This window comes from Bradyrhizobium sp. LeoA1Lang, assembly GCF_055413685.1.
Genome location: NZ_JBVAPG010000184.1, coordinates 1 through 14,537 on the forward strand (window position 1 = coordinate 1; position 14,537 = coordinate 14,537).

Here is a 14,537-nt window from a genome sequence, read left to right on the forward strand (position 1 = left end):
TCCGTCCTAATCTTCGTCACGGTCATGGCGGGTCCAAGCTCCTCTATGAGCGGTGATCTTCGCAATCACCGGACTTACCATGACCGCTTCAGCCTCTCAGCTTTTGCAGAACCTTCCGCACACTACCTGACCGGGCTTTTTTGCCACCGTCACTTCTCGCGCGAAGAAAGTTCGCACGAAAAACTTAGCGCCAGCGTCGGGGCGCCAGGACCACACGACTTCGCCGTCCGCGTTACATGCGCTCGTCAGTCGCACGCATCGCGTCCACCGCATCTCACCGCAACGTTCGTGACGATCGCGAGCCGCCCCTCATCCGCCGTGAGACGCGCGGAGTTAAATCACTGATTTGCCCGACGACGGAAGCAGAATGTTTTTTGCGCGAGGGATGGACAGGCTTTCGGCTGATTTGCCCGTCGGGTTGTTATGTCGCACCGAAAGCCGCCACATCGTCATTGCGAGCGGAGCGAAGCAATCCATAGCGCCGCTTGTGGAGGCGTGGATTGCTTCGCTTCGCTCGCAATGACGGAGACCGTCATTCCGGGGCGATGCGCAGCATCGAGCCCGGAATCCATTTCTCCACGTGCGCCTGCGGCCCGATGGATTCCGGGTTCGTCCTTCGGACGCCCCGGAATGACGGCGGTGTTCGTGGCGCAGGCCTATGGCGGATTACGCTTCGCTAGTCCGCCATACGGCGGTTACGATGCCGCAGCCGCCCCAATCTTGTCCTGCGTCCTGGTCTCGAAATCGCTGGCGTCGTGGCGCTCGTGCAATTGGCTCGCGGGATCGCCCGAGATGCGGTTGACGATGCGGCCGCGCTTCACGGCCGGACGCTTTGCGATCTGGTCGGTCCAGCGCTGCACGTTCTTGTATTCTTGCACCGACAGGAATTCGCCTGCGCCATAGAGCAGGCCTTTCACCAGCCCGCCGTACCACGGCCAGACCGCGATGTCGGCGATCGTGTATTCGCTACCGGATAGATATTCGTTGTCCGCCAGACGACGATCCAGCACATCGAGTTGACGCTTCACCTCCATCGCATAGCGGTCGATGGCATATTCGATTTTGGTTGGCGCATAGGCATAGAAGTGGCCGAAGCCGCCGCCAAGAAACGGCGCGCTGCCCATCTGCCAGAACAGCCATGACAGGCACTCGGCGCGAGCCTGGCCACCGGTCGGCAGGAATGCACCGAACTTCTCGGCAAGGTGCATCAGGATCGCGCCGGACTCGAACACGCGGATCGGTTCCGGCCCGCTGCGGTCCAGCAGCGCCGGGATCTTGGAATTCGGATTGACCGCAACAAAGCCGCTGCCGAACTGGTTGCCATCGATCCTGATCAGCCAGGCGTCATACTCGGCGCCGGAATGGCCGAGCGCGAGCAGCTCTTCCAGCATGATCGTGGCTTTCTGGCCGTTTGGCGTCGCCAGAGAATAAAGTTGCAGCGGATGCTTTCCTACGGGAAGTTCTTTCTCATGCGTAGGCCCGGCGATCGGACGGTTGATGCTGGCGAAGCGGCCGCCATTCTCCTTGTTCCAGGTCCAGACTTTCGGCGGCTCATAAGCGGGTGCATCGGTCATTGATCAGGCTCCAGCGCGGAAGGCGCGAGTATTAGCGCAAGGCATAGGGTGGGCAAAGACGCGCATGCGCCGTGCCCACCATCCATAAGTGCATTGGATATGGTGGGCACGCTTCGCTTTGCCCACCCTACGAAAGTGGATTCAGGATGCGGCCGCCCGCTGCCGCCGTTCCACGCCTGTCATCGCAAAGCCGTCATAGTCCTTCGCCGCGACCTCGTCGCAGATCTGCCTGTAGGCTCCGACGCCGCCGATATAGGGCATGAAGATCCGCGGCTTGCCGGGAATGTTGGCGCCCATGTACCAGGAATTGGCCTGCGGATAGAGCGTGGTGTGGGCAACCTCGTTGACGTGCGCCACCCATTTATCCTCGGCCTCCCTGGTCGCCTCCATCGTGTCGAGTTCACGCTCTCGCATATGGTCGAGGCAATCGCTGATCCAGTCGACATGCTGCTCGATCGAGACGATCATGTTCGACAGCACGGACGGACTGCCGGGACCGGTGATGATGAAGAGGTTCGGAAAGCCGGCGCTCATCAGGCCGAGATAGGTGCGCGGTCCCTCCGCCCATTTCCGGTTCAACGTCAATCCGTCACGGCCGCGAATGTCGATTTTTGCCACCGATCCCGTCATCGCGTCGAAGCCGGTCGCCAGCACCAGCGCATCGAGCTGATATTCGCCTGCCGTGGTGCGCACGGCGCCTTCCGTGATCTCCTCGATCGGATTGCTCCTGATGTCGACCAGCGTCACATTGGGCCGGTTGAAGGTCGCGAAATAATCGGTGTCGACGCAGATCCGCTTGGAGCCGATCGGGTGGCTGTTCGGCTGCAGCAGCTTGGCGGCCCCGGGATCCTTGACGATCTCCGCGATCTTTTCCCGCACGAAGTTCGCAGCGGTATCGTTCGCGGCCTGCTCCAGGGCGAGATTGTTGTAGGCCGACATGAACGTGAGCCCGCCGCGCTGCCAGCGCGCCTCGTAGCGGGCGCGACGTTCGCTGTCGCCATCATCGAGCGCGCCACGATCAGGCAGGTCGGTATAGATGCCGTTGCGCGCCACTTCCCGCTCCACGCGCCGGATCTCCGGATAGTTCGCGCGAAACCATGCGCGTTCCTCATCTAGCAGCTTGGCATTGCGCGCGGGGATCGAGAAATTCGCGGTGCGCTGGAACACGGTGAGATGGCGCGCCTGCTCGGCGATGACAGGTATCGACTGTATCCCGGATGAACCGGTGCCGATCACGCCGACGCGCAAGCCGGTGAAATCCACCTGATCATGCGGCCAATGGCCGGTGTGATAGACTTGGCCCTTGAACCGATCGAGGCCCTTGATGTCGGGCTTGCGCGCATTCGACAGGCAGCCGGTGGCAAGCACCACGAATTTGGCGGTGACGGTCTTACCGTCGGAGGTGGTCACCGACCAGAGCTTGCTGGTCTCGTCGACCGCGGCCGCATCGACGCGGGTATCGAACTGGATGTCAGAACGCAGGTTGAAGCGGTCGGCGACATGGTTGGCGTATTGCAGAATCTCCGGCTGCGGCGCGTAGCGCTCGCTCCAATCCCACTCCTGCTGCAACTCCTCGGAGAACGAATAGGAATACTGCATGCTCTCGACGTCGCAGCGCGCGCCGGGATAGCGGTTCCAGTACCAGGTGCCGCCGACACCGCTGCCCTGTTCATAGACCCGCGCCGAAAAGCCGAGACCGCGCAACCGGTGCAGCATGTACATGCCGGCGAAGCCGGCGCCGACCACGACGACGTCGTAGTGCGCGGCAGGAGTTGCGGAAGCGGATGGCAAAGCGGACATGGACGCGGGCTCCCTTGAATATTCTTTTCGTTACCGGCCAGCATTCTCCGCGAAGCGCCAAAGCGCAAGAGACAAAGCGCGCGGTGATATTCTGTCCCGTGGAACGCTGCTTTCGCCCTCATGGTGAGGAGGCGCGCAGCGCCGTCTCCGGACGATGCTTCGCATCGCCTTGAGAACCATGAGGCCCCTATCTCGGCCGCGGCCCATCCTTCGAGACGCCGCTTCGCGGCTCCTCAGGATGAGGGTTGCGCTTGTTGCTTCGGCGGTGCTCGCTGCCGCGCTTTGCACTGGCCCACTAATGCGCTAGCGTTGCCGCCAAGGCATACGTTTCAAAAGCAAGAAAAGCAGCGTGAAGCTGCCACCGGGAGAGAGAACGCAGCCATGAAATCGCCGATCTGCGACATGCTGGGCATCGAATTTCCTCTGCTCGCTTTCAGCCATAGCCGCGACGTGGTGGCCGCCGTCAGCCACGCCGGCGGATTTGGCGTATTGGGCGCGACCGTGCATTCGCCTGAAAGCATCGAGCAGGAACTGAAATGGATCGACGACCACGTCGACGGCAAACCCTATGGGCTCGACGTGCTGATCCCCGAGAACATCTCGACCGCTGGCGAGAAGAACGTCACCTGGAAAAGCCTGGAGCAGCGGGTCTCGCCCGCGCACCGCGACTTCACGCGCAATCTCCTGAAGAAATACGGCATCGAGCTGACGACGACTGATGTCGCCGACAACCAGCCGCAGCCGTTCGATGCACAGCGCGCGCTCGAAGTGCTGGATGTCTCCTTCAAGCATCCGATCAAGCTGATCGCGAATGCGCTCGGCGTGCCGCCGAAGGAGATGATCGACATGGGCCGCAAGCACGACGTGCCGGTCGCGGCCCTTGTCGGCGCCAAGGAGCACGCGCTGCGCCAGGTCGCGGCCGGTGTCGATATCCTCGTCGTGCAGGGCACCGAGGCGGGTGGTCATTGCGGCGAAGTTTCGACCATGGTGCTGGTGCCGGAAGTCATCAAGGCGATCAAGCCGATCCGCGATGTGCCCGTATTGGCCGCGGGCGGTATCATGACCGGGCGCCAGATGGCGGCCGCGATGGCGATGGGCGCGGCCGGCGTCTGGACCGGTTCGGTGTGGCTCGCGACCGTGGAATCCGAGACCACGGAAATCTTCCGTGAGAAGATGATCGCAGCGTCCTCGCGCGACGCGGTGCGTTCGAAGGGACGCACCGGCAAGCCGGCGCGGCAACTCCGCTCGGTCTGGACCGATGCCTGGGACCGCTCACCCGACAGCCCTGGCGCGCTGCCGATGCCGCTACAGAGCATCATCAGCCGCGACGCCTTCAACTCGATCGACCGCTCGGCGGCCGCCGGCAACGAGAAGGCGCGCGACCTCGTCAGCTACTTCGTCGGCCAGGGCGTCGGCCTGATCGACGGCGTGAAATCGGCGGGCGCCGTGGTACAGGAGTTCAAGGAAGATTTTATCGAGGCGGTGGAACACATAAATGCGCTGGTGGCGGAATAACGCCGTCATTGCGAGGAGCGAAGCGACGAAGCAATCCACGTTTCCGCAAGTTGTGAGATGGATTGCTTCGCTTCGCTCGCAATGACAGGTAGAACGGGCGGCGAGCCCAATGTCCGAAAGTGAACCAACAAGAAATGTCCAACAGCATCCCCGAAGACCGCATCCCCGTCATCGTCGGCGTCGGCGAGATCGTCGACCGTCCGAAGGACATCGCCGCCGGCCTCGAGCCGCTCGCGCTTCTTGAAGAAGCACTCAAGCGCGCCGAAGCCGACAGCGGGGCCAAGCTGCTTGGTGACGTCCAGTCGCTCGACGTCGTCAATTTCTTAAGCTGGCGCTATCGCGATCCGGAGAAACAGCTCGCCGAACGCCTCGGCATCAAACCTAAGCATCTCTATTACGGCCCGGTCGGCGGCGAGAGCCCGATCCGCTATCTGCATGAAGCGGCGCAGCGGATCGCGCGCGGCGAATGCAGCGTGGCGGCGATCTGCGGCGCCGAAGCGCAGTCCACCGCAACCAAGGCGGATCGCGGCGGCATCGCCTTGCCGTGGACGCCGTTTGCGCACGATGTCGAGGAGCCGAAACGCGGCGCCGCGTTCCAGAAGCCGCTGGCGGTGAAGCTCGGCGTGTTCAGGCCGATCACGGTCTATCCGCTCTATGAGTCCGCCACCTCGGCGCATTGGGGCCAGACGCCACGCGAGGCGTTGGCGGAGTCCGGCGAGCTGTGGTCGACCTATGCAAGCGTCGCGGCTTCGAACCCGAATTCGTGGCTGAAGAAGCGCTTCACGGCCGAGGAGATCACGACACCGACGCCGGAGAACCGGCTGATCGCCTGGCCCTACACCAAGTTGATGGTGGCCAATCCGACCGTGAACATGGGCGGCGCGCTGCTGCTCACCAGTCTCGCCAAGGCGCGTGAGGCCGGCATTCCGGAAGACCGATTAATCTATCCGCTCGGCGGTGCGTCGGCGGAGGAGCCGCGCGACTATCTCGTGCGCGACCAGTTCTTCGAGAGTCATCCGCAGACCGCGGTGCTCAAAGCAGTGATGGACCTCGTCGAGGGCGACGGCAGGAAGTTCGACGCGATCGAGCTCTATAGCTGCTTCCCCTGTGTGCCCAAGATGGCGCGACGCACGCTGGGCCTGGGCCCCGACGTGCAGCCGACGGTCACCGGCGGGCTCACCTTCTTCGGCGCGCCGCTCAACACCTACATGACGCACGCAGCCTGCGCGATGGTGCGCAAGCTCCGCAACGGTGCCAAGCTCGGCCTGCTCTACGGCCAAGGCGGCTTCGTCACCAAGCATCATGGCCTGGTGTTGTCACGCGAGGCACCGAAGACGGCACTCAAGCAGGATACCAGCGTGCAGGCAGAAGCCGACCGCAACCGCCGCAAGGTGCCCGAATTCGTCGCTGAGGCCAGCGGCAAGGGCAAAGTCGAGAGCTTCACCGTGATCTACCGCGGCAATGGCGAGGTCGAACACGGCGTTGTCATGTTGCGCACCGAAGACGACCGCCGCACGCTCGGCCGCGTGCCCGCGAACGATGCGAAGACATTGGCGCATCTGTTGAGCATGGAGCGCACGCCGGTGGGCACGACGGGCGATATCGTCATGGCGAATGATGGCGTGCCCGAGTGGCGGGTGACGTAAGATCGCGGAAATCGTAGGGTGGGCAAAGCGGAGCGTGCCCACCATCCGCACTCCGCTCGCGAAGGTGGGCACGCTTCGCTTTGCCCAACCTACGAGGGGAGAGCCGCGCTACCCCTTCACGTCCTGCTTTTCGGAGGCCGTGGTCGGCTTCTTTGCGCCGCCGCCGACCACGCGGACCTGGTCGCCGTCGTTGATGCCGTCGGGCGGGGCGATGATGATGCGGTCGTCACCGGTGAGGCCGGAGGCGATCTCGATCTCCTTGCCGAGGTCGCGGGCGATCGTCACCTTCTTGAACAGGATCTTGTCGTCAGCGCCGACGGTCGCAACGCGCAGGCCGTTGCTGTCGAAGATCAGCGCGCTGGCGGGGATGTGCAGCGGAATGGTGTCGCGCTGCAACGTCAGCTTCACATTGGCATAGCCGCCGGGCATCAATTCACCGTTCGAATTGTCCAGCGCAAGCTGCATGCGCGTCGTTCCCGAGCTGACATCGACCGCCTGCGAGGAGGCCTCCACCGTCGCCGTGAAGGTGCGGTTCGGATACTCCGGCAAGGTGATGACGGCCTTGGCGCCCATCTTGATCGACGGCACGAAATTCTGCGGCACGTTCACGTAGACGCGCAGCTTGGAGATGTCGGAGACAATGAACATCGCCGGTCCCGCATTGCCCCCGGCATTGATCAGCGCGCCGACGTCGGTGTTGCGCTCGGTGACAACGCCGTCGAAGGGCGCGGTGATCTTCTTGTACCCCGCTAGCGCTTCCAGCCGCTCGACATTGGCCTGGCCGGAATTGACGGCGGCTTTCTTGTTGGAGAGATCGGCGGTGCGCTCGTCGATCTCCTGCATCGAGACGAAGTTGGAGGCGAGCAATGACCTGCGCCGGGTCAGCGTCGCTTCGGAGAGCTTGGCGCTGGCCTGCTGGCTGGCGAGATCGGCCCTGGCCTGCAGCAATTGCTGGTCGAGGTCGGGCGCCTCGATTTCGGCGATCACCTGCCCGGCCTTGACGCGGGCGCCGATGTCGACGCTCCAGCTCGTCAAGTAACCGGATACGCGGGCGAAGATCGGGGCGCGATAATAGGCCTCCAGCCGGCCCGGCAGGTCGATCGTGGGGTTGAGCACCTTGGCGCTGGGCGGCGCCACCGCGACGCTCGGGATGGCCTGATTATCGGTCCATTCCTTGAGCTTGGTGCCCTGCTCCTCGCGGGCGCGGATGCCGGTGATGACGACGAGGACCAGGCCGACACCGGCGGCAAGCCCGAAAATGCCCAGTTTCCAGCGCGAGACCGGCAGGCGTTGGTCAGTGGGCATGCGACATCTCCGGTGCGGCGGCGGCGCTGGCGCCTTGTTTCTTGTGTACCATACTAAAGACGACGGGAACAAACATCAGCGTCGCGAACGTTGCAAAGATCAGGCCGCCGATCACGGCGCGCCCGAGCGGGGCGTTCTGCTCGCCACCCTCGCCCAGGCCCAGCGCCATCGGCGCCATGCCAATGATCATGGCCAGCGCGGTCATCAGCACCGGGCGGAAGCGGACGAAGCCGGCGTCAAGCGCGGCGGCAATGGGATCACCGAGCTGCTCGTAGCGCTCGCGGGCGAAGCTGATGACGAGCACGCTGTTGGCGGTGGCGACGCCCATGCACATGATCGCACCGGTCAGCGCCGGCACCGACAGCGTGGTCTGGGTGGTGAACAGCATCCAGATGATGCCGGCGAGCGCCGCCGGCAGCGCGGTGATGATCACGAACGGGTCGGACCAGGATTGGAAGTTCACGACGATCAAGAGATAGATCAGCACGACGGCGCCGAGCAGACCGAACAACAGGCCGGAGAACGCGCTGTTCATGGTCTGCACCTGGCCGAGCAGCACCACCGAGCTTCCTTTCGGCACGTCCTTTGCGGTCTCGGCGATCAGCGCCCGCACGTCGGTGGCAACAGCGCCGAGGTCGCGGCCCTGCGGCGTGGCGTAGATCTGCACCATCGACTGGATGTCGTATTGAGAAACGACCGCGCTCGAGGTCGAGCGTGTGATGTCGGCAATGCCGCCCAGGATCGGCGACTGCGGGTTGTTGCTCGCGGTGATCGGCAGCGTCTGCAACGCGCTCAGCGAGTCGATCTGGTATTGCGGCGTCTGCATCACGATCGAATAGGACACGCCGTTGTCCGGATTGAGATAATAGGTCGGCGCGACCTGCGAGCTGCCGGCGAGATTGACGACGAGGCTGTTGGTGACGTCGCGCTCGGTCAGCCCGACATATTGCGCGCGGGTGCGGTCGACATCGATATTGAAGGTGGGGCTGTTCGGCGATTGCTGGATGCGCGCGTCCGCAATGCCGGGAATGCGGCGGATCCGGCTCAGCAATTTGTTGGCATAGGCGAAATTGGCGTCGAGATTGGCGCCGCGGATCTGCAGGTCGATCGGCGCCGGCGCGCCGAAGTTCAGGATCTGGCTGACGATATCGGCGGGCAGGAACGCGAAGCTGATGCCGGGGAACATCCGCGGCAACTGCTCGCGCAACGCCTGGACATGTTCCTCGGTCGGCCTGTGGCCTTCCTTCAGCTTGACCTGGATGTCGCCGTCCTGCGGCCCGATGACGCCGGTGTTGTTGTAGGTCATGTTGATGCCGGAGATCGGCATGCCGATGTTGTCGGCCAGCGTGTCGATCTCCTCGGGCGGGATGATCTTGCGGATCGCCTTCTGTACCTCGGCGAGCTGGTTGGCGGTCTCCTCGACGCGGGTGCCGACCTGGGTGCGGACGTGCATCAGGATGTTGCCGGCGTCGACCGCCGGAAAGAAGTTGCGTCCCAGGAACGGCACCAGCAGCATGGACACCGCGACGAAGCCGAGGAATCCGGTGACGAAGACGGCGCGGTGGCCGAGCGCCATCGCCAGCATGTCGCGATAGCCGCGCCGGATGCGCTCGAACCGCGCCTCGAAGCCACGCTGGAACAGCTTGAACGGATTACGCGTCGGCGGCAGCCCTCCGTCGTGATGCACATGCGGCTGCAGCAGATACTTCGCCATCGTCGGCACCAGCGTGCGCGACAGGATGAACGACCAGATCATCGCGAACATCACCGCTTCCGCCATCGGCACGAACAGGAAGCGCGCGACGCCGGTCAGGAAGAACATCGGCACGAACACGATGCAGATGCAGAGCAGCGAGACGAATGCCGGCGTGACGATCTGATTGGCGCCGTCGAGAATGGACTGTTCGACCGGCTTGCCCTGCTCCAGATGGTAATTGATGTTCTCGATCGTCACAGTGGCGTCATCGACGAGGATGCCAACCGCGAGCGCCAATCCGCCGAGCGTCATGATGTTGAGGGTCTCGCCGATCGCCGACAGCATGATGATGGCGCCGAGCACCGACAGCGGGATCGAGACCGCGATGATGATGGTCGACCGCCAGCTCCCGAGGAACAACAGGATCATCACGCTGGTGAGCAATGCGGCAATCACGCCCTCGAAGGCGACGCCGGTGATGGCGCCGCGGACGAAAACCGACTGGTCGCCGATGAAGCCGATCTTCAGCGCGTCCGGAAGCTGGTCCTTGACGTCAATCACCTTCTGCTTGATGCCGGCGATGATATCGAGCGTCGAGATCGCGCCCGCCTTCAGCACCATCATCAGCACCGAGCGGTTGCCGTCGACATGGACGATGTTGGTCTGCGGCGGGTTGCCGTCGCGGACGGTGGCGACGTCCCGCACATAGACCATGGCGCCGTTGACGGTCTTGATCGGCAGATTGCCGAGATCCTCCATCTTGAGCGGCGAGTTGTTGAGCTGGATGTTGTATTCGAACTGACCGATCTTCTGCGTGCCGACCGGCGTGATCAGATTTTGTGCAGCGAGTGCATTGGCCACGTCCTGCCCCGACAGGCCGCGCGCCTGCAGCGCCGTGGAATTGAGGTCGATCTGCACCTGACGCTGCTTGCCGCCGAACGGATAGGGTATGGCGGCGCCGGGCACGGTGACGAGCGGCGTGCGGAGCTGGTTGATGCCGATATCGGCGAGATTCTGCTCGGTCAGCCCCTCACCTGACAGCGCGACCTGGATGATCGGCACCGTGGAGGCACTGTAGTTCAGGATCAAAGGCGGTGTTGCGCCCGGCGGCATCTGCTTCAAGAGCGTCTGCGAGATCGCCGTGACCTGGGCGTTGGCGGTGCGGATGTCGACGTTCGGCTGGAAGAAGATCTTGATGATGCCGAAGCCGTTGTAGGAATTCGCGACGATATGCTCGATATCGTTGACGGTGGTCGTCAGCGCGCGCTGAAATGGCGTGGTGATGCGACCGGACATCTGGTCCGGCGGCAGGCCGGTGTACTGCCAGACCACCCCGATCACGGGGATCCGGATGTCGGGAAAGATATCGGTCGGCGTGCGCAGGGCAGCGAGCGGTCCGACAATCAAGAGAAGCAGCGCGAGCACGACAAACGTATACGGCCGGCTCAGCGCGATACGGACCAGTGCAACCATTGACGAGTTATTCCCCGGAACCCGCAAAATGAACGGGGGATTGGCGCCCCTACAGGCCAATTCACAAGCGTCGATCTAGCGAAAAACGGGCCAAAAGCCAACTTTGCGCGACGCAATCCGCGTTCACATCCTCGACATAGCTGCCGGGCCGGACCGGCCGCGGAGTGAACCGCGGCCGCGAATTATCGCAACTAATTAAGTAATTAAGCCGCCCGTACCGAATCCAGGAACTTGCTGACCTCGACCTTGAGGCGGCTGCTGTCGCCGGATAACGCCTTTGCTGCCGACAGCACCTGCGTGGAGGCCGAACCGGTCTCGGTCGCGCCGCGCTGCACGTCGGTAATGTTGGCCGAGACCTGGTGGGTGCCCTGGGCGGCCTGCTGGACGTTGCGGGAGATTTCCTGGGTGGCCGCGCCCTGCTCCTCCACCGCCGCGGCGATGGTCGAGGAGATTTCCGACAGCCGTTCGATGGTGTTGCTGATTTCCTTGATCGCGTTCACCGAGTCCTGGGTGGCGGCCTGGATGCCGGTGATCTGCTGGCCGATCTCGCCGGTGGCTTTCGCGGTCTGCTCGGCCAGCGCCTTCACTTCGGAGGCGACCACCGCAAAGCCGCGGCCGGCCTCGCCGGCGCGCGCCGCCTCGATGGTCGCGTTCAGCGCCAGCAGGTTGGTCTGGCCCGCGATCGTGTTGATGAGTTCGACGACATCGCCGATCCGCGCCGCCGCCTTCGAGAGCTCGCTGACACGGTCGTTGGTGCTGCGGGCCTGGCCGACGGCGTCGCCCGCCATCCGCGCCGATTCCTGGACCTGACGGCTGATCTCGGTGACGGAGGATGACAGCTCCTCGGTCGCCGACGCCACCGACTGCACATTGGTGGACGCCTCTTCCGAGGCGGAGGCGACCGCGGTGGTCAATTCCTGCGAGCGCGTGGCGGTCGAGGAGAGCGTGCCGGCCGCGGCTTCGAGCTGGCTCGAGGCGGAAGAGACGGTCTGGACGATCTCGCCGATCATGGTCTCGAAATTGCGGGTGATGGCGTCGACGCGGCGGCCACGCTCGATCTTGGCTTCGGCGTCGGCGGCTGCAGCCTCGTCGGCGGCCCTCTTGGCGATCAGGGCTTCCTTGAACACCTGGAGCGCATCGGCCATCGTGCCGATTTCGGTCTTCTCACCCTGGTGCGGGACTTCGGCGGTCAGGTCTCCATTTCCGAGCGCCTGCATCGGCTTGACGATGGAAGCGATCCCAGCCGAGACGTCGCGGATCAGCAGGAAACTGACGACCGCGCCAACAAGCACCGCGGCCAAGAGGATGAAAGCGAGTATCGCGAAGGCGGAAGAGTAGTTGGCGGCGGCGTCCTCCGCAGCCTTGTCGGCGCCCGTCTTGTTGAGTTCGATGTCCTTGAGGAGAACCGCGTCGGCGTCGAGCCCGATCTTGTTCACGGTCTTGCTGTTCAGCTCATGGGCCTCATGCGGGATCTTGCCGACATCCCTGCGCGACAGCGCCATCACCTCTTCGGTGCCCTTCTTGTATCGATCCCAGGTTTCAGACCATTGATTGTAAAGCGCCCGCTCCTCCGGGGAGGTGATCATCGCTTCATAGCTCTTGCGGGCCTTTATGTCGCCCTCAGCAACGGTGACCAGGGTCTTCTCCGCCGCCAACTTCTCCTCGAGCGTTTCCGAGAGCATATGCTCGCGGATCACGTTGCGGTAGGTAATGACACCGGCGCGAAGCTCGCCGAGCACCCGGACGCTCGGCAGCCAGCTCGTCGTGATGTCGACCGTATTGGCATTGATCGCCTGCATGTTGCGGACGGCGAGGAGCCCCATGCCGGTCATTGCGACGAGCAGCAGCGCAACCACGGTGATGATCTTGGCGCGGATCGAGTATTTGGCGAACATCTGAAAATCTCTTGGTGTTGCGCGTGTCGGGCGCGTCGGGTGATGCAAGGTGCTTTGGTTTGGTCTAGAAGGATGCCTTACTGGCGATCAAACCGCGCAACTTCTGAGGTCGCGTTAATTTGTCCTTCCGTAGAGTTACGGTAGGCGAAAACCGTCACTAACAAATGAACGACGCGACACGCGATCAGCGCATCAGCGCAAGCGCGTCCGAGAAAAATTGTGGGCCGCCGAAATTGCCTGATTTCAGGGCAAGCAGCATCTCACCTTTGTTCGCGCCGACCGCACGCAGCACTGGCACACCAGCGGCGATCTCGGCGCCAACGAGGAAACCCGGGATTCGCAAACGATCGACAACGGCACCTGACGTCTCACCGCCGGCGACAACCAATCGACGCACGCCGTCCTCGACAAGACCTTCCGCGATATCTGCCATCGCCTGCTCGATGGCATGCCCTGCTGCATCACGCCCATGACGGGACTGCAGAGCTGCGACTTCGTCGGGCGTGGCGCTGCTGGCGATCAGCACCGGCCCTTCGCTGATCCGGTCGCGCGCCCAGGCGAGCGCGCGATGGACTTCATCCTTGCCGGTCACGATCCGCTCGGGATCGAGATGAAGTACGGCCATGCTGCGCTCGGCATTGGCGATCTGCTGCAGTGTCGCTTGCGAGCAGCTTCCGGCGAGACAGGCGGCTGGCCCTCCGACCAGCGCCTCGGCCGTCGCGCTCGCGGCCTCCGGCCTGACTTTGCCCGAGTCAACCAGCGCCCGGGCAAGCCCGAGCCCGATCCCGGAAGCGCCGACCGAAACGCGATGATCCAGCGCCACAGTGCCGATGATGCCGAGGTCGCGGTCGAACACAGCATCGATGATGGCGGCGCCAAATCCGCCGGCGGCAAGATCGGCAAGACGCGCGCGAACAGCGTCGGCGCCACGCGCAATGGTAGCAAGGCCGACCAGCCCGACCTTGGTGCTGCTCTGGCATGCCAGCACCCGCACCAGGTTCGAGTCATGCATCGGGTTGAGCGGATGATCCTTGAGCGGGCTTTCATTCAGCGGCACCGAGCCGACAAACAAATTGCCCTGGTATACAGTGCGGCCGGTTTCCGGAAATGCCGGCGTGACCAGCACGATGTTGTCGCCGGAATCTTCGCGCAGCGCATCCATCACCGGGCCGATATTGCCGGCGTCGGTGGAATCGAAGGTCGAGCAGATCTTGAACAGCACATGCTCCGCGCCGCGGCTACGCAACCATTTCTCCGCCGCGCGCGAGCGTGTGACCGCCTGGCTCGCCTCGATCGAGCGGCTCTTCAGCGAGACCACCACCGCATCGACCTCGGGCAGAGCGAGATCGTCCGAGGGCACGCCAATCGTCTGCACCGTGCGCAGGCCGGCGCGGGTCAACGTGTTGGCGAGATCGGAGGCGCCGGTGTAGTCGTCGGCGATGCAGCCAAGCGCGAGCGTCATGCTTTTGCTCCGGCATAGGGCTTGAACCAGCCGAGGCCATCGGTGGGGGATGTCCCGGGTTCTGTTGAATTACTGAAGAGGTCGGCGTTGCCCACCTTGAGCCGGTAGGCTCGGGGTGCTGATTCCACAAAGGAGAGCAACGCCATGACGAGAGATATCACACCGGCTGGT

The 14,537-nt window shown here is 63.5% G+C and carries 8 protein-coding genes; 2 read left to right on the forward strand and 6 right to left on the reverse strand.

Annotation, left to right across the window (positions count from 1 at the left end; all coding sequences use genetic code 11):
- Positions 1–695: 695 nt before the first annotated feature.
- Both yghU and ACZYOF_RS36860 read right to left on the reverse strand, forming a co-directional pair.
- Complete coding sequence (gene yghU / locus ACZYOF_RS36855) at positions 696–1,574, reverse strand: glutathione-dependent disulfide-bond oxidoreductase (RefSeq protein WP_463718831.1); 879 nt, start codon at positions 1,572–1,574, stop codon at positions 696–698.
- 141 nt (positions 1,575–1,715) lie between these two features.
- Positions 1,716–3,374: a flavin-containing monooxygenase gene (locus ACZYOF_RS36860; RefSeq protein ID WP_463718832.1), complete on the reverse strand. Its 1,659-nt coding sequence runs from the start codon at positions 3,372–3,374 to the stop codon at positions 1,716–1,718.
- Between the two features lie 381 nt (positions 3,375–3,755).
- Here ACZYOF_RS36860 and ACZYOF_RS36865 point away from each other — a divergent pair, with 381 nt between their 5' ends.
- On the forward strand, positions 3,756–4,889 hold the full coding sequence (locus tag ACZYOF_RS36865; RefSeq protein ID WP_463718833.1) for a nitronate monooxygenase: 1,134 nt from the start codon (positions 3,756–3,758) through the stop codon (positions 4,887–4,889).
- A gap of 134 nt (positions 4,890–5,023) precedes the next feature.
- Entirely contained in the window at positions 5,024–6,535 is a 1,512-nt protein-coding gene (locus tag ACZYOF_RS36870; protein ID WP_463718834.1) for an acetyl-CoA acetyltransferase, read from the forward strand.
- Between the two features lie 108 nt (positions 6,536–6,643).
- Here the strand turns inward: ACZYOF_RS36870 and ACZYOF_RS36875 are convergent, their stop codons facing one another.
- From ACZYOF_RS36875 to otnK, 4 genes are all read right to left on the reverse strand, one after another.
- On the reverse strand, positions 6,644–7,840 hold the full coding sequence (locus ACZYOF_RS36875; protein WP_463718835.1) for an efflux RND transporter periplasmic adaptor subunit: 1,197 nt from the start codon (positions 7,838–7,840) through the stop codon (positions 6,644–6,646).
- Positions 7,830–11,009 carry an efflux RND transporter permease subunit gene (locus tag ACZYOF_RS36880; RefSeq protein ID WP_463718836.1) on the reverse strand — a complete coding sequence of 1,060 codons (3,180 nt, stop codon included), beginning with the start codon at positions 11,007–11,009 and terminating at the stop codon, positions 7,830–7,832. The genes ACZYOF_RS36875 and ACZYOF_RS36880 overlap by 11 nt, the downstream gene beginning before the upstream one ends.
- A 203-nt stretch (positions 11,010–11,212) precedes the next feature.
- On the reverse strand, positions 11,213–12,904 hold the full coding sequence (locus ACZYOF_RS36885) for a methyl-accepting chemotaxis protein (protein ID WP_463718837.1): 1,692 nt from the start codon (positions 12,902–12,904) through the stop codon (positions 11,213–11,215).
- A gap of 184 nt (positions 12,905–13,088) precedes the next feature.
- Positions 13,089–14,366 (reverse strand): 3-oxo-tetronate kinase, encoded by a 1,278-nt coding sequence (gene otnK / locus ACZYOF_RS36890; protein WP_463718838.1) that lies wholly within the window; start codon positions 14,364–14,366, stop codon positions 13,089–13,091.
- Positions 14,367–14,537 lie beyond the last annotated feature (171 nt).